The sequence below is a fragment of the Microbacterium sp. C5A9 genome, assembly GCF_022627955.1.
Classification (GTDB): domain Bacteria; phylum Actinomycetota; class Actinomycetes; order Actinomycetales; family Microbacteriaceae; genus Microbacterium.
Window position 1 is genome coordinate 34,217 of sequence record NZ_JABXGD010000001.1, and the last position, 21,549, is coordinate 55,765.

The 21,549-nt window shown below is 69.3% G+C and carries 18 protein-coding genes; 5 read left to right on the forward strand and 13 right to left on the reverse strand.

The genetic code is table 11. The annotated features are described in order from the left end of the window. Positions 1-13: 13 nt before the first annotated feature. Together HWD99_RS00130 and HWD99_RS00135 are read right to left on the reverse strand one after the other, a co-directional pair. Positions 14-484, reverse strand: a complete 471-nt coding sequence (locus HWD99_RS00130) for a recombinase family protein (RefSeq protein WP_241794168.1) — start codon at positions 482-484, stop codon at positions 14-16. Positions 485-536: 52 nt separating this feature from the next. Beyond that, positions 537-1,526, reverse strand: coding sequence for a malate dehydrogenase (locus tag HWD99_RS00135; protein WP_241794169.1), 990 nt, complete (start codon positions 1,524-1,526; stop codon positions 537-539). Between the two features lie 121 nt (positions 1,527-1,647). On the opposite strand from HWD99_RS00135, the gene HWD99_RS00140 reads away from it, so the two are divergent. Beyond that, a complete protein-coding gene (locus tag HWD99_RS00140) occupies positions 1,648-2,529 on the forward strand; it encodes a neutral zinc metallopeptidase (protein WP_241794170.1) in 882 nt (293 codons plus the stop codon). Between the two features lie 10 nt (positions 2,530-2,539). Continuing rightward, positions 2,540-3,502: a prolyl aminopeptidase gene (pip, locus tag HWD99_RS00145; protein WP_241794172.1), complete on the forward strand. Its 963-nt coding sequence runs from the start codon at positions 2,540-2,542 to the stop codon at positions 3,500-3,502. A 54-nt stretch (positions 3,503-3,556) separates the two neighbouring features. On the opposite strand, the gene HWD99_RS00150 is transcribed toward pip, so the two are convergent. The 3 genes from HWD99_RS00150 to HWD99_RS00160 all read right to left on the reverse strand — a co-directional run bounded on the left by HWD99_RS00150 (position 3,557) and on the right by HWD99_RS00160 (position 7,157). Next, on the reverse strand, positions 3,557-5,350 hold the full coding sequence (locus HWD99_RS00150) for an aldehyde dehydrogenase family protein (protein WP_241794174.1): 1,794 nt from the start codon (positions 5,348-5,350) through the stop codon (positions 3,557-3,559). A 28-nt stretch (positions 5,351-5,378) separates the two neighbouring features. Next, positions 5,379-6,818 (reverse strand): MFS transporter, encoded by a 1,440-nt coding sequence (locus tag HWD99_RS00155; protein ID WP_241794176.1) that lies wholly within the window; start codon positions 6,816-6,818, stop codon positions 5,379-5,381. A 75-nt stretch (positions 6,819-6,893) separates the two neighbouring features. Next, positions 6,894-7,157: a glutaredoxin family protein gene (locus tag HWD99_RS00160; protein ID WP_241794177.1), complete on the reverse strand. Its 264-nt coding sequence runs from the start codon at positions 7,155-7,157 to the stop codon at positions 6,894-6,896. A gap of 84 nt (positions 7,158-7,241) precedes the next feature. Between HWD99_RS00160 and HWD99_RS00165 the strand changes: the two genes are divergently transcribed. Beyond that, the gene (locus HWD99_RS00165) at positions 7,242-7,634 is read left to right on the forward strand and encodes an SIP domain-containing protein (RefSeq protein ID WP_241794178.1); all 393 of its coding nucleotides are present in this window, start codon (positions 7,242-7,244) and stop codon (positions 7,632-7,634) included. Positions 7,635-7,658: 24 nt separating this feature from the next. On the opposite strand, the gene HWD99_RS00170 is transcribed toward HWD99_RS00165, so the two are convergent. Continuing rightward, positions 7,659-8,132, reverse strand: a complete 474-nt coding sequence (locus HWD99_RS00170) for an adenylyltransferase/cytidyltransferase family protein (RefSeq protein ID WP_241794179.1) — start codon at positions 8,130-8,132, stop codon at positions 7,659-7,661. Between the two features lie 157 nt (positions 8,133-8,289). On the opposite strand from HWD99_RS00170, the gene HWD99_RS00175 reads away from it, so the two are divergent. Further along, positions 8,290-9,474: a glycosyltransferase gene (locus HWD99_RS00175; protein ID WP_374205439.1), complete on the forward strand. Its 1,185-nt coding sequence runs from the start codon at positions 8,290-8,292 to the stop codon at positions 9,472-9,474. Here the strand turns inward: HWD99_RS00175 and HWD99_RS00180 are convergent. From HWD99_RS00180 to HWD99_RS18635, 4 genes are all read right to left on the reverse strand, one after another. Next, entirely contained in the window at positions 9,471-11,006 is a 1,536-nt protein-coding gene (locus HWD99_RS00180; RefSeq protein ID WP_241794182.1) for a family 16 glycosylhydrolase, read from the reverse strand. The two genes, HWD99_RS00175 and HWD99_RS00180, sit on opposite strands and share 4 nt — an antisense overlap. 139 nt (positions 11,007-11,145) lie before the next feature. Further along, positions 11,146-12,612 (reverse strand): glycosyltransferase, encoded by a 1,467-nt coding sequence (locus HWD99_RS00185; protein WP_241794184.1) that lies wholly within the window; start codon positions 12,610-12,612, stop codon positions 11,146-11,148. Next, positions 12,613-13,521 (reverse strand): glycosyltransferase family 2 protein, encoded by a 909-nt coding sequence (locus HWD99_RS00190; protein WP_241794186.1) that lies wholly within the window; start codon positions 13,519-13,521, stop codon positions 12,613-12,615. Between the two features lie 58 nt (positions 13,522-13,579). Then, entirely contained in the window at positions 13,580-14,884 is a 1,305-nt protein-coding gene (locus HWD99_RS18635) for an O-antigen ligase (RefSeq protein WP_241794187.1), read from the reverse strand. Between the two features lie 112 nt (positions 14,885-14,996). Between HWD99_RS18635 and HWD99_RS00200 the strand changes: the two genes are divergently transcribed. Next, complete coding sequence (locus HWD99_RS00200; RefSeq protein WP_241794188.1) at positions 14,997-16,568, forward strand: YveK family protein; 1,572 nt, start codon at positions 14,997-14,999, stop codon at positions 16,566-16,568. A gap of 3 nt (positions 16,569-16,571) precedes the next feature. Here HWD99_RS00200 and HWD99_RS00205 read toward each other — a convergent pair whose 3' ends face one another. The 3 genes from HWD99_RS00205 to HWD99_RS00215 are packed head-to-tail and all read right to left on the reverse strand — an operon-like array spanning position 16,572 to position 21,441. Then, positions 16,572-17,297, reverse strand: coding sequence for a CDP-alcohol phosphatidyltransferase family protein (locus HWD99_RS00205; RefSeq protein WP_274617892.1), 726 nt, complete (start codon positions 17,295-17,297; stop codon positions 16,572-16,574). Continuing rightward, the gene (locus HWD99_RS00210; RefSeq protein WP_241794191.1) at positions 17,294-20,740 is read right to left on the reverse strand and encodes a fibrinogen-like YCDxxxxGGGW domain-containing protein; all 3,447 of its coding nucleotides are present in this window, start codon (positions 20,738-20,740) and stop codon (positions 17,294-17,296) included. Before HWD99_RS00210 ends, HWD99_RS00205 begins: the two co-directional genes overlap by 4 nt. 29 nt (positions 20,741-20,769) lie before the next feature. Continuing rightward, entirely contained in the window at positions 20,770-21,441 is a 672-nt protein-coding gene (locus HWD99_RS00215) for a hypothetical protein (protein ID WP_241794192.1), read from the reverse strand. Positions 21,442-21,549 lie beyond the last annotated feature (108 nt).

Consider the following 21,549-nt stretch of genomic DNA (forward strand, 5'->3'; position numbering starts at 1 on the left):
TTCTGCGTGTCTGCTAGCGAACGGCGTCGGCGAGGTGACGCGCGTTGTGGCTCAGCACCTTCACGATGATGCCGTGGCGGCGGAGTTCGGCCGCGGTGCGCACACCCTCATCGGCGTCGCGGCCCAGGGCGTTGATGTTCGCCACGACGAGCACGTCGCCCTTGTTCAGGGTCGCGATGAGGCGCGACAGCCGGTCGCTCCAGCTCTCGAGGATGTCGGGTGCCGGGTGGCGGAAGCCCTCGATGGGGACTCCGAAGCGCGTCAGGTCGTCACGCTGCTCGACGACGGAGGGCATGCCCTCGCGCGACACGACGAGTCCCACGAGGCGGGAGCCGTCGGGGCGGGCGAGCCAGAAATCACGGTTCTGCTGCAGCTCCGTGAAGCACTTCGGGCATTCCGCTGCGGCGTGCGGCAGATGCAGCGGGCTGGTCAGCGCCTCATCGACGGATGCCGTGGTCTTCAGCGGATCGATCGTCTCGCTCATCGCGCACCTCCGCCATCCATTCTGCCCTGTCAGAGGGCTCGACGGGGAACGTTCACAGCAGCCCGAGGGATCTGACGGCGTCGCGCTCCTCGATCAGCTCGGCGACCGACGCGTCGATGCGCGCACGTGCCCAGTCGCTGACCTCGAGACCCTCGACGATCTGCCACTCGCCGTCGACGGAGAGCACGGGGAACGACGAGATCAGTCCGGCGGGCACGCCGTACTCGCCGTGCGACATGACTCCGGCCGACGTCCAGTCGTCGGTGCCGTGCACCCAGTCGCGCACGTGATCGAGGGTGGCGTTCGCGGCGGATGCCACGGATGACGAACCGCGCACCGCGATGATCTCGGCCCCGCGCTTCGCGACCCGGGGGATGTAGGTGTCGGTGAGCCAGGAGGGCACGTCACCCACGATCGCATCGAGCGCCTCGGTCACGGGGCGTCCGGCGACGGTCGCGTGCGACACGTCGGGGAACTGGGTCGCCGAATGGTTGCCCCAGATCGGCACCCGTCGGATCGTGTCGACGGGAGCGGCGAGAGTCTGCGCGAGCTGGGCCCTGGCGCGGTTCTCATCCAGCCGCGTCAGCGCGGTGAAGCGCTCGGCGGGAACGCCGTCGGCCGAGGCCGAGGCGATGAGCGCGTTGGTGTTCGCCGGGTTCCCGACCACGGTCACCCGGACGTCCGGCGAGGCGTTCGCGGCGATCGCGGCGCCCTGCGGTCCGAAGATGCCGGCGTTCGCGGCCAGCAGGTCGCCCCGCTCCATCCCCGGTCCGCGCGGACGCGCACCGACGAGAAGGGCCAGGTCGCATCCGTCGAAGCCGACGGCGGGGTCGTCGGTGACCTCGACGTGCTCCAGCAGCCCGAAGGCGCCGTCCTGCAGCTCGAGGGCCGCGCCCTCGGCGGCACCGAGCCCCTGCGGGATCTCGAGCAGTCGCAGCCGCACCTTCTCGTCCGGGCCGAGCAGATCCCCGGCGGCGATGCGGAAGAGCAGCGCGTACCCGATCTGTCCGCCTGCGCCGGTGATGGTGATCGTGGTCGTCATGACACGAGCCTACGACCGCAGGATGCCGGTGTGCATGGGATTCGGCCTGTACCCCGCGTCTCGCCGTGCGCCCGCGAGGTGGCGTGTGCTCGGGAATCCGCCCGCAGAGTACCCTCATGGCATGACCTTCAATCCCGACGCCGACGTCTCCGGAAACACCGCCCGTCGCCGTGGCCGTGGTGCGGTCGTGGCCGGAGCAGGCGGTGTCGGCCTTCTCGGCATCATCGCGCTGATCGCCGGTCCGCTGCTCGGCATCGATCTCACGGGACTGCTCGGCGGCGGCGGGGGAACGGGCGGCGGCACGGAACCCGCCGAGGGCAGCGTGATCGAGAACTGCCTGACCGGCGAAGACGCCAACGAGCGGGTCGACTGCCGCGTGGCGAGCTCGCAGCTGGCACTCGACGGCTTCTGGGAGGACCGCGTCGACGGGTACCGCGCCCCGGGCTTCATCATCGTCGACGGGGCGACCGGCACCGGATGCGGCACCGCGTCGAACGCCGTCGGCCCGTTCTACTGCCCGCCCGACGAGACGGTCTACATCGACCCCACGTTCTTCGAGCTCATGCAGCAGCAGTTCGGCGCGTCGGCCGGCAACCTCGCCCAGCTCTACATCGTCGGACACGAGTGGGGCCATCACATCCAGTACATCACCGGCGACATGGAGCGGTACCCGAACAACGGCACGGGGCCGGACAGCAACGGCGTGCGCATCGAGCTGCAGGCCGACTGCTACGCCGGGGCCTGGATCGGGCAGATGACGCAGGAGACCGACAAGAACGGCGTCCCCTATCTGCAGACGCCGACCGAGTCGCAGCTGCAGGACGCCGTCAACGCGGCGTACACGGTGGGAGACGACCACATCCAGGAGCAGTCGGGCTTCGTGAACCCCGAGAGCTTCACCCACGGCACGAGCGCACAGCGCCAGGCGTGGTTCGCGACCGGCTACAAGTACGGTCTCGACACCTGCGCCGAGCCTCTCACCGCCTCGGCCGGAGAGCTGTGAGGCTGGAGTCATGAACCTCGACGCGCTGTACCCGCCGATCGAACCGCACGAGACGGGGGAGCTGCTCGTCGGCGACGGGCACCGTGTCTACTGGGAGGTCAGCGGCAACCCCGACGGCAAGCCGGTGGTGTTCCTGCACGGAGGGCCGGGGAGCGGCACATCGGCCTGGCAGCGTCGCTTCTTCGACCCGGAGCGCTACCGGATCGTGCTCCTCGATCAGCGCGGATGCGGGCGCAGCACCCCGCACGCGAGCGATCCGGAGGCGGATCTGCGCTTCGTCACGACGGCGCACCTGATCGCGGACATCGAACTGCTGCGCCGCAACCTCGGCATCGAGACGTGGCAGGTCTTCGGCGGGTCCTGGGGCAGCGCCCTCGCGCTCGCCTACGCGCAGGCGCACCCTGAGGCGGTCAGCGAGCTCGTGCTCCGCGGCATCTTCACGCTTCGTCGCGAAGAGCTCGAGTGGTTCTACGAGGGGGGAGCGGCGGCGCTGTTCCCCGATCTCTGGGAGGAGTTCGTCGCGCAGATCCCGGTGCTCGAGCGCTCGCACATGATCGACGCGTACCACCGTCGCCTGTTCGATCCGGATCCGGCCGTGCACGAACCGGCCGCCCTCGCGTGGTCGCGCTGGGAGGCGTCGACCGTGACGCTCCGGCCGGACGCCGCGCAGATCGAGGCGATGTCCGATCCGCGCGCGGCCACCGCGTTCGCGCGCATCGAGAACCACTTCTTCGTGCACCGCGGATGGTGGACAGAGGGGCAGCTGATCGCCGAGGTCGATCGCATCCGCCACATCCCCGCGGTGATCGTCCAGGGGCGCCATGACGTGTGCACGCCGATGATGACCGCGTGGGATCTGCATCGTGCATGGCCCGAGGCGGACTTCGTCGTGATCGACGACGCCGGCCACTCGGCCGCGGAGCCGGGAATCCAGGTCGCGCTGCGAGAGGCGACCGACCGCTTCGCCGGCTGACTCCCTCCTGGGTCGTCATCCCGGCGCCGACCCTCCCGCCGACCTCCTGCGCGGTCAGGCACGCAGTGCCGCGGTGAGCGTTCTGATCAGTCCGAGTGCGCCGCCGTTCGCACGGAAGCGCGTGAGGCCCTCGCTCACGACTGCGCCCGTGCGGGCCGAGACGAACCACGGCGGCTTCGGCAGGATCGTGCGACGGCTGCCCCGTCCGGACGGGCGGAGCGACCCGCCGATCCAGCGCGGGAACGGGCGGAAGGGTGCGCGCAGCACCGAGCGTTCCACGCGGTCCAGCAGCAGGGCGTTGTGCACGACGCCGATGCCGCTGCCGACCTGATCGATCGTGTTGCCCGGGAAGGCGCCCCAGGTCAGCGTGGGGGTGATGAAGGCGAAGGCGGTCCAGCCGTTGATGGCGATCGAACCGTAGCGCAGTGCGGCGATCGCCCGATCGAAGCCGGTGCCGAGTGACCTCTCGGTGGCTGGATCGATCAGCAGGTTGGCGCCGAGCGTGCCCTGCAGCCGGTCGTTCGCGTACGACACGGCGGCATCGAGGAACTCCTGCCCGTGGCCGGGCAGAGACACGACGCCCAGCACCGGTGCGAAGTACTCGGTGTTCTGCAGCGCCGTCGCGTCGTCGTCCGACTCGATCTCGACGAGCATCCGGTCGCCCAGCACGAGCGCATCGGGGTAGTCCTGCGCCGCGAGATCCATGCGCGAGGACGACCCGGGGTACCAGGTGGGCCGCTCGGGGGCGTTCGCGTACGCTCGTCGCAGCGCGGCTCGGAACGCGTCGGCCTGCGCCCAATCCGACGACATGACGACGACCTGTCCGGCGATGCAGTTGTGACCGCTGTTCTGCAGGCGCATCGTCGCGACGTGCTCGGCCTGATAGGCGAGGTCGGCGTCGGTCCACTCGCCGGGCACGACGATGATGGGCGAGACCCCGCCGAGCTCGGCGGTGATCGGCTTCTTCAGCTGCGGGCGGTTCTCGCGACGTCGCCGTGCGGCGCCCGGTCCCGTGCCCCAGACGATCGCGTCGAACGTCGTCGCCGATCCGGTGATGTGCACGTGGGCGAGGTCGGGATGCGAGGTCAGATAGGCGCCGACGGCGGGGCCGCCGCGAACGATGCGCAGAAGGCCGAGGGCGATGAGCGGTGCGAAGGCGCGCTTGTACACGGGGACGAGGGAGTCCTGGGTCGGGTTGACCTTGAGCAGGGCGGTGCGATTGTGCGCCAGCAGCTCGTAGAGCACGTCGAGCACCGGGATCGACGTGACATTGCCCGCGCCGAGCACGAGTCCGACTCCTCCCGATTCGCCGGGGATCCGCTGAGCGAGCCCGGCGGCGGCACGCGCGGCATTCGGGGTGACTCCGGGCTCGAGCCAGACCTCGCCGGCGAAGCCCGAGAGCAGGAAGCGGTCGATGCCCGTGAGCGGGAAGGCGTGCACGCGCGTGCGTCCGCCGGGAGCGCGGTCGAGGCGGATGCCGTCGAGAGGGTTGGTCCCCGACGACAGGCGCGAGAGCGTCTCGATGTACGCGTCGAGCGCGCCGAGCACGCTGTACGGTCCGCTCAGCCACTCCTCGCCGCGCAGCGGATGCCGGGAGTCGATGCCCTTGGAGGAGGCCGCGGTGGTCGCCCAGTCCTCCGCGACGGCGGCGGTGCTGGTGCGCACACCGTGCAGCAGCGTGACCCGCTGCGCGAGCGACAGGGCAGCCCAGGTTCGCGAGCCGATGTGCAGCTCGCGGATCGCCGCATCGAGCCGTGCTCGTTCTCCTTCGCCGAGTTCCGGCTGATCGCTCGCGGGCTTCCGGCCGGCGGCCTTCGTCGGGGTGGACGGCGTGGTCGCAGAGGTCATCGGCGGCTCCTTCGAACGGGATCCCAGCTTATGCCGGAGGGGAGACGTCGATGTCGGATCGACGCAGGCGGTAGCGCCGCAGCGTGACGAGGCTCGCGGCCATCAGCGTGGCGGGCAGAACGCTGAAGCTCAGCGCGATGCCGGCGACGGCGGCATCCGGCTGCGCGGTCGTGACTCCTGCCACGGTCGAGACGTATCCGGTCGAGGCGAGGGTCGCGGCCACGGCGGACGCGCCGAGAGCGAACCCCACCGTCTCGCCGGCCGTCCACACTCCGGTGAACGTCCCGGCCCTGCCGCGTTCACCCCCGGCCACCCGCTCGTCGTGTGCGATCACATCGGGGAGCATCGCCATCGGGAGCGCCTGCAGGCCGGCATACGCGACGCCGGCGACAGCGACCGAGACGTAGATCCAGTCTCCCGGCGACCACACGGCCAGAGTCAGAGACGCTGCGGCCGTCAGGAACAGGGTGCTGGCGATGCCGAACGCACGTTCCTTGCCGATCCGTCGTGCCAGGGCCGCCCATGCAGGCGTCGCGACGAGCGCGGGGCCGACGAGTGCGAGGAAGACGAGCGTCACGGCATCCTCGGAGCCCAGCACCCAGGTCGCCACGTACTGTGCGGCTGCCAGCATCGTGCCCGTCGCCAGGGCCTGCAACAGGTAGGTGCCCAGCAGGGCGCGGAAGGGCTGGCTCCGTCGAAGCACCCGCAGGGCCGCCGCGTACTGCGTGCGCAGACCGGTCGGGATGGTCGCGTGGTCCTCGGGCGGGGGCGGCGCGGCGGCGACATCCGCCGTTCGAGAGGCCACCCACATGCCCAGGCCGATCGCGACACCGGCCACGCCACCCATCAGCAGATAGCCCAGGACGGGGTCCGATGCGGCGCTGCGCAGTTCGGGACCGCCCGCCCCGAACAGCAGGATCGCGGCCGTGAGCACCACGACGCGCCACCCGAGCAGTCGCGTCCGCTCGTCGTAGCCGGAGGTGAGCTCGGCCGGAAGCGCGATGTACGGGACCTGGAAGAGGCTGAACGCCGTGGCCGTCGCGAGAAAGGCGAGCAGCACGCAGATCGCTCCCGCCGCCGGCCCCCAGGACGGCGGCACGGCGAACGTCGCGGCGAAGAAGAACGGCAGCGAGAGGGCCCCCGCGACCATGAAGCCGCGGCGCGATCCGGTGCGGGCGAACTGCCGGTCGGATGCCGCGCCGATCACCGGGTCGATCACGACGTCCCAGATCTTCGCGACGGTGACGATCGCACCGGCCACGAGCGCCGAGACGCCGAGGTTGTCGGTGAGGAAGTACGTGAGTACCAGACCGGGCAGGGTCGCGTAGCCTCCCGAGCCGAGCGAGCCGGCGGCGTACAGCGCCACGGTGCGGGGGGACAGGCGAGCAGACACGCGGCCGGACGGGCGGTCCGATCGGCGACGGTCCGGCCGACCCGATGCGCGCTCAGGGCGAGCCGGGGTGCTCATCGCGCCAGTGTAGCGGGGCGCGAGAACCGGCCGCGGGGCCGAACCTCCGGTGCCGGTGGGGGATCGGCGGCGGGGTCAGATGAGGGAGAGCTCGCGCAGCTTCGCCTCGACGTCGGCGTTGGACGGCTCGACGTGGTGCGAGCGGTCGGGGTAGACCACCACGGGGATGTTCGTACGTCCGGAGATCTCCTTCGCCACATCGGCCGCGGAGGGATCGGCCACGAGGTCGACGTACGTGTACTCGACGCCGAGGGCGTCGAGCTGCTTCTTGGTGCGGATGCAGTCGCGGCACCAGTCGGCGCCGAACATCGTGATCGCGGATTCTGCGGCAGAGGTCATGTCTCAAGCCTACGGCGGTCCAGCTGAGCGCGGACGGAAAGCCAGGCATTGTTCGGTACGGCTAGCCTTACCTATACTGGTCGCATGAACCACGCGTGCGAGCACCTCGACGATCCGGACTGGGAGAACATCGAGGGAGCCGTGCTGATCGCCGGCGATGCCGCCGATGCAGGCGTGATCGCCGGCATCGCCGCACGACTGCCCTGGGATGCGGAGGGCGTGATCCTCCTCGAGGCAGCCGCGCGCATCCAGTTCCGCCACATCGACGTGCCCGAGGAAGTCTCGGTGCGCTGGCTGCTGCGCGGCGACGGGGCGCGCCAGCATGCCAAGGGCGAGCGGCTCGCGAACGCCGTGCACTCCTGGCTCATCGAGTGGACGTGCTCGGAGCCGCCCGCGCAGTGGACCGTGTGGCTCGGCCCGCACACGCCGCCGCATGTCGCGCGCATGGCGCGCAGCCTGCTCGGCGTCGCGAACTGACGGAGTCCCGCAGCCGGCAGAGCGTCAGACCGAGGCGAGTGCCGCCCCGCCCATCGCCGTGCCGCCCAGGTTCGCGCCCGCGGTGATCGCGTCGAGCGCGCGTCGCAGCGATGAGCTCGAGGTGTGGGCCGTGTACGGGAAGTACACGACCTCGACGCCGACCTCGGCGAACTCGCGCTCGAGCCGCAGGCCCTTCTCCGTGCCGCGCCAGTCGTCGCCCTTGAAGAAGTGCGTGAACTGCACGTCTCGCCACGAGTCCATCTTCGACGGAGTCGTCTCGACGTACACGTCGTCGACGAACGAGATGTGGCGGACGATCTCCGCACGCTCCGCGGTCGGGATGACGGACTCGATGCCCTTCACCTCCCGCAGCATCTCATCGCTGACGACACCCGCGACGAGAACGTCGCAGTGCTGCTTGGCGTGACGAAGAAGGTTCAGATGCCCGACATGAAACAGGTCGAAGGCACCAACGGCATAGCCGATGCGCGTCCCCATGATCTCCCCAGATCAGTGATTCCCCAGGAGCGGATCCCCATCCGCTCAGCGACTCCCACAGCCGCATTCCGGAAGTCTAGCAGGTACGGGTTTCGCCGTGCATAGGAACACATGGAACTATGGATGCCGCAGCGAATGCTCGCACAGGCGAAGGGGGATGCTCGTGGCGACAGCGGTCACCGTCATCGTGCCGACCTTCAACGAACGCGACAACGTCGCCGAGCTCGTCGAGCGCACGGCGGCGGCGCTCGCCGCGTACGACGCGGAGATCCTCTTCGTCGACGACAGCTCCGACGACACCGCGTCCGAGATCGAACGCGTCGCGGTCGATGCCGCGATCCCCGTGCGGGTCATCCACCGCACCGAGAACACCGGAGGGCTGGGCGGAGCGGTCGTCGTCGGACTGCGCGCGGCCGCATCCGATCTCTGCGTCGTCATGGACGGCGATCTGCAGCATCCGCCGGAGCTCCTGCCCGCGCTGCTCGTGCGTCACGCCGAGGGCGACGCCGATGTCGTGGCGGCCTCGCGGTACGTCGGAGGCGGCGACACCAGCGGTCTCGGCACGGCCGTGCGCTTCGGGGTCTCCCGGTCAGCGACGTGGCTCACCCGAGCGATGTTCCCCATCCGCCTCGCCCGCAGCACCGATCCGATGACGGGCTTCTTCCTGGTCGACCGCAGTCGTCTCGACCTCGATGCGCTCAAGCCGCAGGGCTTCAAGATCCTCCTCGAGATCCTGGCGCGCACGGATCTGCGCATCGCCGAGATCCCGATGGAGTTCGGCGAGAGGCGCCACGGCACCTCCAAGGCCAGCTTCCGTCAGGGGGCGACGTTCGTCGCCCATCTGACGAGACTGCGATTCGGCAAGATGTCGCTCTTCGCCCTCATCGGTGCCATCGGCGCCGTCGCCAACCTCGGCATCATGTGGGCGCTGACCGCCGTGGGCGTGCCCTACATCTGGGCCGCGATCATCGGCGCCGAGGTCACCATCATCGGCAACTTCATCCTGCAGGAGAAGTTCGTCTTCGCCGACATGCGCACGGACGCCCGCGGGCTCGGAAGGCGCTTCGCGGCGTCGTTCACCTTCAACAACATCGAGGCGGCGCTGCGCATCCCGGTCATGGCTCTCATGGTCGAGACCTGGCACATCTCGAGCGTTCTCGCGACCGGGCTCTCGCTCATCGTCGCGTTCTTCGCGCGCTTCCTCTTCCACTCCCTCGTCGTCTACGCGCCGGCGCGGCGCGGACGCACAGAAGCGGCGGTGTCCGAGCCGAAGCCGGACACCGCCGCGATCCGAGTCCTCCGTGCCATAGACGCGGAGGCGATGAAGCCGGGAGAGCTCTAGCGCAGCTGAGCGCTCAGACCCGACCAGGGTGAGGTCACCGCGCGCGGGGCGACCTTCGACAGGTAGCCCATGATGCGGATGTTGTCACCGGTCGCCGCGGTCGCGCCGCCCTTGGCGGTGATCTGCCAATCGGGCTCGCTGGCGTCGGCGACCCAGGCCTTCGCGAGGACCTTGCCGTTGACGACACGGATCGAGACGCGCACATCGTCGCCGGGTGCGTAGGAACCGCGTCCGGCCACCACGACGTCCTTCAGGACCTCGGTCTTGTTGCCGGTCACCTTCGCGAGCGTCAGGCGGAGGGTGCCGGATGCCTTGAGGGTGACGGTCGCGCGGTAGCCGTTCTTGCCGTCATCCGACGAGAGGGCCTGCAGCGAGTGGTACATCACGCCGGTGCCGATGTTCTTGGGCACGGTGAAGGTGACAGACCCCGCGGTGCCCCCGGCGGTGGCTCCCTTGTAGTCGTGGCGGATCTCCTGGCCGGGGCGCAGCGTGAACGCGCCGGACTCGACAGCGGGCGGCTTCACCACCGGAGGCTTGACCACGGGAGGCTGTGTGACGGGAGGCTTCGGCGCGGGCGGCTGCGTGACAGGCGGCTTCGTCGCGGGCGGCTGCGTGACAGGAGGCTGCGTGACAGGCGGCTTCACGACGGGAGGCTGCGTGACCGGAGGCTTCACGACGGGAGGCTGCACGACCGGAGGCTGCTGCTGCTCGCCCGGCTTCGCCATGCGCCAGATCTTGAGGCTCTCGAGCTTGATCTGTCCGCCCTTCCACCCGGAGGCGGGAAGGCCGATGCCGCACGAGGGCTCCACCGGCGGGCAGCCGATCTGCAGGGTCACTCGCGGGTACCAGGTCGCTCCAGGCCGCTCGAAGATGGCGTCCCAGTCGAACCCGGCGCGCACATCCTCGGGACCCGCGTCGAGCATGACGTGTCCGTCGACGCTGATCACGATGCGATCCGGCGTCTTCTCCATCACGTATGTGTGGACGCCCGTGGGGTTGGAGTTGGGAAGATGCTCCCAGCGCACCGAGCCCTGCAGGCTGCGGTGGGTGGAGCCGTACTCGTTGTGGATGGTCGCGGCGGGACGCGCGTCGTCGCCGAAGACCTCCATCAGGTCGATCTCGCCATGGGCGCTGTCCAGCGGACGCAGCCACATGAGAGCGGGCCACAGCCCGGGGCCGAACGGCACCGAACCGGTCACCTCGACCCGCGAGTAGTTCGGGATCTCGATGTCGAGTCCCTTCGCGTCGCCGGAGGTGTACGCCGCGTTTCCGCGCGCCTGTGCGGCGCCGCGGACGGTCAGACCTGTCGATCCGAACGAGACGTTGCTCGGGATGTCGTACGACGAGGTGTTCGCCGCCTGGCCGGTCTCCAGCGTCCACCGGCTGGAATCCGTCAGGTCGACGTCTTCCTGGTGGATCCACCCGGGCAGGTCTTTGTCATCGGCGGCGGTGGCTGGTGCTCCGCCGAGCAGGGAAATGGTGAGTATGGCTGCGCCGAGCGCAGCAAGAGACGTCTTTCGGGAGATGCTCATAGTTCGGAAAACTCATTCCGTCGGACCCCCTCCGCGGAAAAATAACGCTTTCATCACAGCATGTCGCCGCCCCCGCGGTCAAATTACCGGAGCGCCATATGACAGTATGCCGGACTGCTGGGGATTTTCTCCGAGACTCTCAGAACCGCATCTCGCTGGCGGGCGAGGTGACGACGGCACCCGCGGGAACATCCTTGAAGACGACCGCATTCGGGCCGATCCGTGCTCCCGCGCCGACCGTGACGGCTCCGATCACGACCGCGCCGACGCCGATCTCGACGCCGTCCTCGATCGTGGGGCAGTCGTCTGCGCGCTTGCGATTGCCCAGGGTCACTCCCTGCCGGATCATGACGTCGGCCCCGATGCGGCTGGCCGGATTGACGACGACACCCACTCCGTGGCGCAGCCGGAGACCGGGTCCGACGGTGGTGCTCACGGGCAGCTCGATCCCCATGAAGCCCTCGGTGACCACCTTGTAGGAGCCGCCGATGAGCAGGAACAGGAGTCGCGCGACGGGGCCCCGCTCGGCGCGCCAGCGCTGAGCCCGTCGGAACCAGCGCAGCACGAATCTGCTCTTGGGGTACGACGCGTTGGCGCGTCTGTCGGCGGTCACGGCGCGGCGATAGGCCTGCCGGGGAGTCGCGGCGGAACTCGCGGCAGAGCCGTCGGAGGACCGTCGCGCTGACAGGGCAGGCACTGCGTCCGTGGTGCCGGGGCGCGTGTCCTCATGGACGCGACCGGCGAGCCAGGCGCGGCGTTCCGCGAGCTTGCGGCGCAGAGCCCGGCGGGCGGACTGCGAGTGCGATTCGACCGCGCGGTCGAAGTCGATCGCGAACCGGTCGACCTCGGCAAGCTTCTCGTCTGCGGACCGACGGTCGTCGATCGAGAGCGAGGTGATGCGGACGGCGGGGGAGCCGAGCAGCCGCTGCGCCAGAGACGAGTACGCCTCTGCGAGCTCGGGGTTCTCCCACGACGACCGGCGCCAGTCGGCGGACGCGGTGACCTGCGAAGGGTGCACGCGGTACGCGAGCCCCGGCAGCGCGAGCCTCTGCAGGCGCATGCCCCGGGCCGCCATGCGCAGCCAGAGGTCGTAGTCCTCGGTGGGGAGCTCGCGATAGCCTCCGGCGTCGACGACCGCCGACCTCCTGCCGAGGAAGGTCGAGTGCGCCACGGGGTTGGTCAGCAGCAGGTGCATGCCGAAGTCCTCCGGGGCGATGCCCGACGGGCGTGGCACCCCCGGTACTCCCGATCCCCACGTGACGACGGTGCTGAAGACGCCGTCGACGCCGCTGTCCATCGCGCGCAACTGGCGCCGGAAGCGTCCGGGGAGCACGATGTCGTCGGCATCCATCCGAGCGACGAACTCGCTGTCGGTCGCGTCGAGCAGGTCGTTGAGCGTGGCGGCCACCCCGCGATTCGGTCGGGACAGCACCCGGATGCGCTGGTCATCGACGGCGCGAGCGGCATCGGCTGTGCCGTCGGTGCTCCCGTCGTCGAGGACGACGACCTCGGCGTCGCGCGGCAGGGCGCGCACGGTCGACCGGATCGCTGAGGCGATGGTGTCCGCCGCGTTGTAGGCGGGCACGATCACGGACAGGCGAGGCATCTACATTCCTCGGCCGCGCTTGTTCAGCGCGGACACGACGCGCTCTCCCGAGACGAGGCCCATGCCCACGACCATCGCGAGATACGCGCGCGGCTGGCGGATGTCGTGTCCGATCGCCCGTCGCGCCCACGAGCGTGCGCGGGGACGGTCGCCGAGCGCACCGTGCGCGAAGGCGATCTGGCCCTCGATGCGCGCCTGCCCCTCGCCGCTGCGGACGAACTCGGGGTGCTTGGCGAGGAGGTAGCTCAGGCCGTCTGCGATGCCCTGCCACTTCTCACTGAAGTACGAGGTGCGATCCCAGTGGATGATGGTGTGCGCCTCGGAGACCGCCACGACGCGCCCCGCCTTGGCAGCGCGCAGCAGGAGGTCGTAGTCCTCGCCGTACGAGGCCGGCAGCTCCTCGTCCACGAGGCCGATGGCTCCGCGGAGGGCGTCGGCGCGCACGACGAAAGAACTCGGGTGCAGCTCGGTGATGCGGGAGCGGAGCAGATCGTCGAGCGTGACCGATGCCGGCGAGAGACGCGCATGCGTGCCGCCGGCGGAATGGATCTCGATGCCCGTCGCCGCGAGGACCACGCCCTCGTCGTCGAACAGCGGCAGCTGCGCGGCGAGCTTGGCCGGCTTCCACTCGTCGTCGTCGTCGCAGAACGCGATGAGATCGGCGGACGCCTCGAGGATGCCGGTGTTGCGTGCCCCGGCGAGTCCCGGAGTACGGGAGTTGTTGACGGCACGCAGCGTGTGCGGCCCGCGCTCGAGGTCGGCCAGCTCGTCGATGTCGGTGCCGTCGTAGACGAGCACCACCTCGATCGGCTGCACGGTCTCCTGCGCGAAGACGGATGCCACAGCGCGACGAAGCAGCTGTGGACGGTTACGCGTCGCCATGACGACGCTCACGATCGGTTGCACCATGGACTCCCCAAAGTCGTGGTAGAAATCCGCACTTCCCCAAAAGCACGGTCCGCTCATTCTAGCGGGTGGGTGTCGGCGGAGACAATGACGTCCTTCTCAGCTCGCGCATCGCGAGCGCCGCCGCCGGGAAGGTGAGGATCAGGCCGTTCGGCAGCACTCCGTAGAAGAAGACCTCGACGAGGATCACGAGCTGCACCGTGTGCAGGACCAGCAGAGCCGTGTTGCCCGTGCGCATGGTCGCGAAGAACATCCACACCAGGGCGCCGAGGAAGCAGATCAGCGCGGGGAACCCGTGTGAGAACATCACCATCCACAGGTGCCCCTGGGTGCCTGCCGAGGGAGCACCGTCGGTGAACGACGGGCGGGGCGCGCCGTAGCCGAAGAGCGGCGACTGGAGCGTGCGGACGAAGGTCTCCTCGTACAGGTTCGCGCGGTCCTCGGTCGACGAGCTCGTCTCGACACGGTCCGTGAGCTTGCTCCCGATGTCGAGGGCGACGGCCGCGATGCCGGCGATCACGCCGATGACGCTGAGGAGGGCGACGGCACGCAGCTTGCCTGCGAGGGCGAAGCGGACGAAGAGATAGGCGGCAGCGACCGCCAGGCCGATGAACATCCCCCGGTTCAGAGTGAGGAACGCGGGGATGAGCGACAGCGGGATCGCCAGGAGGATCAGCCAGAACCGTCGGCCCCGTGGGATCACCGTGAGGTAGGCGACGACCATCGGCAGTGTGATGGAGTACACGTTGCCCCAGCCGTTCGTGTACAGGAACGGCGCGGACGGACGGGGGTCGAGGGCGAGCCAGCTGTCCGGGTTGTACTGAGTGAGGCGTCGTACCACCATCTCGCCGATGAGCTCGTTCGCCTGCAGCCCCTGCGGCAGGATGTAGCCGAGCGGAGTGCGGAACGAGAACTCGGGGGCGATGATCCCGGCGAACCCGCCCAGCACCGCCCAGAGCCAGAACAGCGTGAAGACGCCGAGGACGTAGCGAAGCGTCAGGGTCTCGCGTGCGTTGTACACGTACACGAAGACGACCGTGATCATCAGATAGAGCAGTGCGCGGTAGACGAATCCGATCATCCGGCCCGAGGTGTCGACGCCGATGACCGAGGCACACATGAGGACCACGAAGAGCAGCCAGATCGCGAACCCGCGGGGGACCTCGATGCCGCCCCTGCGCACCATGAGAACGACCATGCACGCGGCGAGAGGGATCCACGCCATCTCCGCGAAACCGAGGACCCACCACAGCGGGAAGAAGGCGAGCATCGCCGTGAACGGCCACCGCGGCAGCTCGGCCCGCGGCGTGCCGGTGACGGGCGCGAGCGAGCGCGCTCGACCCGCCAGTGCGATGTGAGAGTTCACCCGTCCTCCATGTCCCCAGGGTTCGCCCCTAGGATAGGCGCACAGACTGTTATGTAGGCGGAAAAACCTGGGGACGACTCCGCGGCAGTGTGAAGGCGAGGGGGATTCGTCCATGGACAACACCGATCAGGCAGGCGCGGCGACGCTCGGATTCGAACAGTACGTGTTCGTGCTCAAGCGGCAATGGCGTCTGCTCGTCGCGGCCACGGTGCTCGGCGCCGTCGCCGCAGGGGGCTACCTGCTCCTGGCCCCGCAGACGGTCACCGCCACCACGACGATCAACCTGAACGTCATCACCACCGAGCCGTTCAGCGCGCAGCGCGCGGCGTCAGGTCTGCTCGACGACGCCACCGAGACCGCGATCGCACGATCCCACGTGGTGGCATCACGCGCCGCGGACCTGCTCGACGGCGACGTGTCGGCGAGCGAGATCCGCAGCGCCTCGACCGTGGCGACCTCGTCGGGCGCCGCCGTCGTCACCGTCGACTACGACGCCTCGACGGCGGCCGACGCGGTGCGCGGAGCGGATGCCGTGGCATCCGCCTACCTGTCGTTCCGCAGCGAGCAGGCGCAGGAGCGCATCACCGTCATGGTCACCAACCTCAACGAGCGCATCGACGCGCTCAACACGACACTGGGCGAGGTGAACCAGCAGCTCGTCTCCGCCGACCCGAGCGGCGCGGCCTACGCGCAGGCGACGACTCAGCGGCAGCAGATCATCACCGAACTCGACGGTCTGCTCACGCAGCGGAACGGCCTGCAGAGCGTCGACACCACCGGCGGAATCGTCCTCTCGGCCGCCGAGGACAACGAGCTCGGCGTCGCGCCGGCACGCACCATCACGCTGCTGACCGGGCTCGCCGCGGGCCTCGTCGTCGGAATCATCGCCGCGTTCGTGTGGAACCCCTTCGACCGGCGCCTGCGCAACGCCTCGGAGATGACCCGAGCGCTCGGCGCCCCCGTGTTCGCGACACTCGATGCGAAGCGCGAGGATGTACCGGCCAAGGGCGCCGCGGCCGATGCGCTGCGCGTCACCCGCGAGCGTCTGCTCGTCGACATCTACCTCGGCACCACCGTCCTGGTGATCGACGCGACCCACTCCGACGAGACCTCGCCGACGGCGGTGAACCTCGCCGTCGTGACCGCGCAGGTCGGCCACGACGTGCAGCTGATCGTCCCGGCGGGCAGCGACGACTTCCGCGAGCACCTGGCGAACGCGCTCGCCCTCGAAGAGTCCGAAGGCGGAGTGGCCGCGTCGAAGACGGTCCCTGCGCTGAGGGTGTTCACCGCCTCGGACTCGGGCGACGAACGCCAAGGCGATCTGCTCCTCACCGAGCAGACGCACGCGGCCATCGCCGGTGCCGACGACGAGACCCTCACCTTCCTGGTGCTGCCCTCGTCCGCGCACCCCGCGAGCATCCTCGCCGGACTCCGACTCGCGCAGTCCGTGGTCGTGGTCACCCGCGAGCACGACACGACGACGACCGAGATCCGCTGGTTGCGCGACGAGGCGGATGCCATCGACACCGCCGTGCTCGGCGCTGTCGCCGAGCGTCGTGTGCGGCGTGAGCGACACGACGCCACGGGGATCTCCTGGCCGTTGGCGACGCGGGCGGAACGCGGAACCGCCGCCCGTACGAATGCACGGGCGGCGGTGAAGGTCGAAGTCGGAGCCGACTCCTGATCGTCAGCGGGAGGCGAGCTTGCGGTACTTGCGTCGCATCGACGCCGCCGAGTGCACGCCGTTGATGACGAAGAGCGCGCCGTAGACCACGAGGAACACCGGGGGCGCCGCCCAGAAGGCGAAGCTCCAGCACAGCACACCGGTATCGGTGGGCAGCAGCATGAGCGACTTGCGCGTTCCGGACGCCTCCGCCGACTCGCCGCCGGAGTTGCGGACGAGCTGCTCGGCCAGGATCTGGCTCATGAACTGCCCGACGCTCATCAGCGTGAAGGCGAGCGCGATGACGGCCAGCCAGATGAGGTCCGGTCGGTGGAGCAGTACGGCGATCGCGACCGTGAGGTGGATCGCCGGGGTGCGGATCGCGTCGACGACGTGATCGAGCCATTCGCCTGCCGGGCTGGATGTGCCCGTGAGGCGCGCGACCTGACCGTCGGCCGAGTCGAAGACGTATCCGGCTGCGAGCAGCGCTGCGGTCGCCAGAGCCGACCACCACGACGGCTCCACGACGACCATGATCGCGAGCCCGATCGCCGATAGTCCCGCACTGATCATGGTGACCGCGTTCGGCGACAGCCCGAGGGTCGCCGCAGATGCGGCGACGCCTCGAGCGAGTCGACGATTCACCCAGCGGGTGTAGGCGGGCACGCCCGCCCCGCTCTTCTGAGCGCGCGTGAGATCGGCGAGGTGGTCGCGGAACCCGGGTCGGGGAGCGGTGGCCACCTCGGTCATGATGCCACGGCCGAGAGCTCGAAGCTGTGGCTCGGTGTCGAGCGGTAGTTCGAGTGGACCTCGACGGCGATGACGTTGGTGCCGACCTGGAACGCGGATGCCGGGACGTCGAACACGAGCGGGGTGTTGACGGCGGCGGATGCGGACACCGCGGCGTTCGCGTAGGTGCTCTGCGTTACCGCCCCCGCGCCGATGTTCTGCCGGGCGACCTCGACTCCGTTCACGTACACCACGACTCCGTCGTCGGCACGTGTCGTCACGGTCACCTTGCTGAAGTTCAGGGCGCTGATCGTGACGGGCTGACGGTAGTAGCTGGTGATCGGTCGGGGCGACAGGGTCGTGTCGAGCGGGGTGGCGAGACCGGTGTGGCCCCAGCCGAAGGCACCCGCACCGGTGCTCCAGGACGCCGCGTCGAAGTCGACGGCCGTCCAGTTCGCGGGTGTCGCGTCGTTCGTGAAGCGATACGACCAGGTCGATCCGGCAGCGACCACCGCGGTGGTGGCGGGTTCGGGCTCGGGCTCCGGCTCGGGCTCCGGCTCGGGTTCGGGCTCGGGTTCCGCGGGCGGGGCAGGCTGGGTGCCGATCGTCGCCACCGCCTCGAGTTCGAAGCTGTGGCTCGGGGTCGAGCGGTAGTTCGAGTGCACCGATGCGGAGATCACGTTGACCCCCGTCGTGAACAGGTAGCCCGGCACCGTGACGACCTGCGGGTTCGCCACGGCTGCGGCCGCGCCGACCGCAGCGGTCGCGTAGGTTCCGACCCCCGCCGTGACGCCGTCGCCGACGTTCTTCCTGAAGACCTCGGTGCCGTTCACGTACAGGACGATGCCGTCATCCGCCCGGGTCGTGATCTTCACCGACTCGAGGGTCGAGGCGTCGGCGACCTGGAAGGCGTGCCGATAGAACGATGCCAGCGGCTTCGGGGTCACGGTCGTGGTGAGCGTGGTCCCGAGCGTCGGCTGTCCCCACCCGAGAGGTGCGGCACCGGACTGCCACGCCGAGCTGTCGTACGCGGCGGTCGTCCAGGCGCCGGAAGGGCCTGTCGCATCGTAGACGTACGACCAGGTGGAGCCGGCCGCGACGAGCGTCGCGTAGGTCGGCTGTGCGGGAGGCGCGACCGCGGTGACCCCGGCCGTCGATGCCGAGGCGTTGCCCCGGGCGTCGATCGCCCGCACGAAGTACAGCGTGCCGGCGGGGGCGGGCGGAAGCGTGGCTGTCGTTCCGGTCACGGTGGCGACCACGCGGTCGTGGCGCAGCACCTGGTAGGCGGTGACGCCGCGGTCATCGGTCGATGCGCCCCAGGTCAGCGAGACCCCGTCCGTCTTGGTGGTGACGGCGAGATTGGCGGGAGTCGTCGGGGCGGCCGTGTCGCGCTGAGCGTGACGGACGAAGCCTCCGGACCACTGGCGGATGTATCCCGGCTGCGTGGAGTAACTCCAGTCGCCGCCCTGCCACAGGGTGCCCTTCGAGTCCACGAAGAGCGCCCAGGAACCGGCGCCCGCACGGGTGTCGAAGTCGCCGTTGAAGCTCGTGATCCGCTCGCCGCTCGTGGCGCTCCAGGCGCCCGATCCGTACACGGCGTTGGCCGAGGTCCATGCGGTGCCGATCGGGTTCCACGTGGTGGATCCGTCGTACTGCGTCTCGAAGCAGTGGCATCCGCCGTACACGGCGTTGCCGTCTGTCGCGATGGCCTGGAAGTCACCGCCGGCGTTGCCGACGGACGAGCTCACGAGGGTCAGTGCGTCGCGGGAGTAGCTGAACAGCGAGTGCTCCGAGCCGCCGAGCCACACCTTGTCGCCGACCTCGAGGACGGCCTGCTGGTAGCCGGTGCGTCCCGAGTTGCGGTTCGAGAAGACGACCGCCCACGGAAGGAGATCGGTGTTCGCCGAAGACATCGCGGCCGCCTTGTCGGCAGGACGCGACTTCGACGTGGAGAAGAAGCCGGCGAAGTACACCCGGTCGCCACGTGCCGATGCATCGACGCTCATGACCGTTCCGTTGAACTCGGGGTTCCAGGTGCCGTCCGGCGTGCCGTTGTTCACGTTGAACCGAGCGGCTCCGCGTGTGTAGGCCTGTGCGCTGGACGTCCCGCCCGTGGAGTGGGTGAACGTCCCGGCCGCGTACAGCCAGCCGTCCTGCACATCGAGCGTGCGGACCACCGGGACTCCTCCGCTGAGCGCGTTGATCAGACGCCCGGTGAAGGTCGGGTCGATCTCGCCCGTCGTGGCGTTGAGCACCACGAGTCCTGCCACGTTCTGGCCGTTGACCTGGGTGAAGTAGCCGCCGACGGCGAGCCGGTTGCCCGGAAGCGCGGCGAGCGCCTTGATCTGGTTGTTGAACGTCGGACGGAACGTCGGGATGAACTCCGCCGAATCGCGCTGGAATGCGGCGAGGTAGGCCTGCGGCTGCGAGCTGCCGCCACCGGCGGTCTTCTGCACGGTGGTGAAGTTGCCGCCGGCGAAGACGGTGTTGCCGACCTCGGCGAAGGCAGACACCTCGTTGCTTCCCTCGATGGTCGACGGTCCCGCTCCGAGACCGGCGACGCCCCAGTTCTGCGTCTGGGCGAAGCTGTCGACGACGGCCTGGTTCGTCACGGCAGGCGTGCCGGCAGCCGCGATCGGCGTCAGCGAGGCCGTCGAGATCTGCGGGCGGATGAAGACCTGCGTGAAGGGGCGGGCGTATCCCGTGTTGGTGTCCTTCGACCACAGGAAGCTGGTCGAGCTGGGGTTGCCTCGGATGTTGCTGCCGAAGCCGAAGCCCATCGCCCAGCCTTCGGTGGCGCCGGTGATGGTGCGCACCCGCACGTAGTTGTTGTCGTTGCCGAAGTTCGAGGTCTGCCCACCGGTGCGGGTGGTGGTGCCGATCTTGTACGACGCCACCCGCTGCTCGTTGTTGAACATCCAGGTCCACTTGTCGCGGGGGCTGGAGAAGGTGAAGGTGAGGTCCTGCCAGGTGGTGCCCGCCTGGTTGGTCGCGCGCACCAGTCGGATGCCCTCGGTGAGGTTCTTGATCGGCTGGTTGTTGTTCAGCTGGTCGATCAGCTCGCCCGACAGCTGACGCGGCTTGAATGCCGCGGTCCCGGTGACGTCGGTGCGGACCTGCGCCGGCGAACCGGAGCCGTTGGTCGAGGTCGCCCACGCCTCACGACCGCGTCCGACCAGCAGCCAGCCACCGCCGTTGGTGGTCTGGTCGCAGTAGAACTGATCGGCGGCGACCATGGCCGGGGTCTTCAGCCAGTACACGCCGTCGGCGGACTGCGGGTTGCGCTGCTTGATCTCCCAGCACGAGGCTGCGGCGGTGAGTTCGGAGAGACCGTCGGCTGTCGGCAGCGGCGTCTCCGCGGCGCTCGCCGCGGTCACCGGCACGAACATGGCGGCGATGGACAGCGCGGCGGTCGCGGCGGCCACCACGAGACGGCCCTTGAACCGGGTCGGCTTGTTGGTCATTTCAGGACGCCTTTCGTGAGCGGCGAAGGTCAGCATGTCGGATCATTCGGGAAACTGTGGCTGGCGATGCGCCAGATGTCGTCTTCTCCCTGGACCAGGGAGAAGAGGTGCAGCGCGCGCGGCATCGTGGCCGTGTCGTCGCCGATGCGATCGCCGTTCGAGTCGAGGATCGTCACTGCGGACGAGTCGATGCACGCCGTGATCTCGGCGGTCGCCGGATCGGCGTCGGCATCGACTGCAGTGACATCGCTCGAGACCAGGGCTGGCGCGCCGGTGATGGTCCATCCCTGGGAGACGAGCTCCTGCCACTGCGCTTCGAGCTCGGCGGCGTAGGAGTCGACGGCGACATCCTTGAGGAGCACCGCGAGATCCTCCGAGGTGCCGACGGTGCTGATCGGTGCGGCGAGAGCGGTCTCGACCGTGATCAGAGCCTCCTCATCGTCGATCTCGCCCTCGACCGGCGGTGCCGCAGGTGCGGGCGTGGCCGTCACGGTCGGAGTCGGTGCCGGGGTCGACGTCGCCGACGTGCCCGTGCCGCTGCTCCCGCCTCCGCCCGCGTCGGGAGAGGTGCTCCCGCCGCCGGAGGTCGTGACCGCGTACGCAGTGACCGCGCCGAGCACGACCACCGTCGCGACGGCGAGTGAAATCCATAGAGCCTTGCGCCTGCGCGCAGCAGGCGTCGCTAAAACGTCCCCAGACATCCCCTATTTCCCCAGTTAGTAGTTGCTCGTCCCACCGAGCGGGCTTCTCCGTGCAAAGAGACGAGAAGCTTCCCCAGGCGCAGAATATCACAAGGCGTGAAGTTCTGA

Coding starts and splice junctions, on each gene's coding strand:
- HWD99_RS00135 (WP_241794169.1), bottom strand. CDS start 1,526: ATGACGACCACGATCACCATCACCGGCGCAGGCGGACAGATCGGGTAC.
- HWD99_RS00160 (WP_241794177.1), bottom strand. CDS start 7,157: ATGACCTCTGCCGCAGAATCCGCGATCACGATGTTCGGCGCCGACTGG.
- HWD99_RS00165 (WP_241794178.1), top strand. CDS start 7,242: ATGAACCACGCGTGCGAGCACCTCGACGATCCGGACTGGGAGAACATC.
- HWD99_RS00215 (WP_241794192.1), bottom strand. CDS start 21,441: ATGTCTGGGGACGTTTTAGCGACGCCTGCTGCGCGCAGGCGCAAGGCT.
- HWD99_RS00180 (WP_241794182.1), bottom strand. CDS start 11,006: ATGAGCATCTCCCGAAAGACGTCTCTTGCTGCGCTCGGCGCAGCCATA.
- HWD99_RS00140 (WP_241794170.1), top strand. CDS start 1,648: ATGACCTTCAATCCCGACGCCGACGTCTCCGGAAACACCGCCCGTCGC.
- HWD99_RS00150 (WP_241794174.1), bottom strand. CDS start 5,350: ATGACCTCTGCGACCACGCCGTCCACCCCGACGAAGGCCGCCGGCCGG.
- pip (WP_241794172.1), top strand. CDS start 2,540: ATGAACCTCGACGCGCTGTACCCGCCGATCGAACCGCACGAGACGGGG.
- HWD99_RS00155 (WP_241794176.1), bottom strand. CDS start 6,818: ATGAGCACCCCGGCTCGCCCTGAGCGCGCATCGGGTCGGCCGGACCGT.
- HWD99_RS00210 (WP_241794191.1), bottom strand. CDS start 20,740: ATGACCAACAAGCCGACCCGGTTCAAGGGCCGTCTCGTGGTGGCCGCC.
- HWD99_RS00170 (WP_241794179.1), bottom strand. CDS start 8,132: ATGGGGACGCGCATCGGCTATGCCGTTGGTGCCTTCGACCTGTTTCAT.
- HWD99_RS00200 (WP_241794188.1), top strand. CDS start 14,997: ATGGACAACACCGATCAGGCAGGCGCGGCGACGCTCGGATTCGAACAG.
- HWD99_RS00190 (WP_241794186.1), bottom strand. CDS start 13,521: ATGGTGCAACCGATCGTGAGCGTCGTCATGGCGACGCGTAACCGTCCA.
- HWD99_RS00130 (WP_241794168.1), bottom strand. CDS start 484: ATGAGCGAGACGATCGATCCGCTGAAGACCACGGCATCCGTCGATGAG.
- HWD99_RS00185 (WP_241794184.1), bottom strand. CDS start 12,612: ATGCCTCGCCTGTCCGTGATCGTGCCCGCCTACAACGCGGCGGACACC.
- HWD99_RS00175 (WP_374205439.1), top strand. CDS start 8,290: ATGCTCGTGGCGACAGCGGTCACCGTCATCGTGCCGACCTTCAACGAA.
- HWD99_RS00205 (WP_274617892.1), bottom strand. CDS start 17,297: ATGACCGAGGTGGCCACCGCTCCCCGACCCGGGTTCCGCGACCACCTC.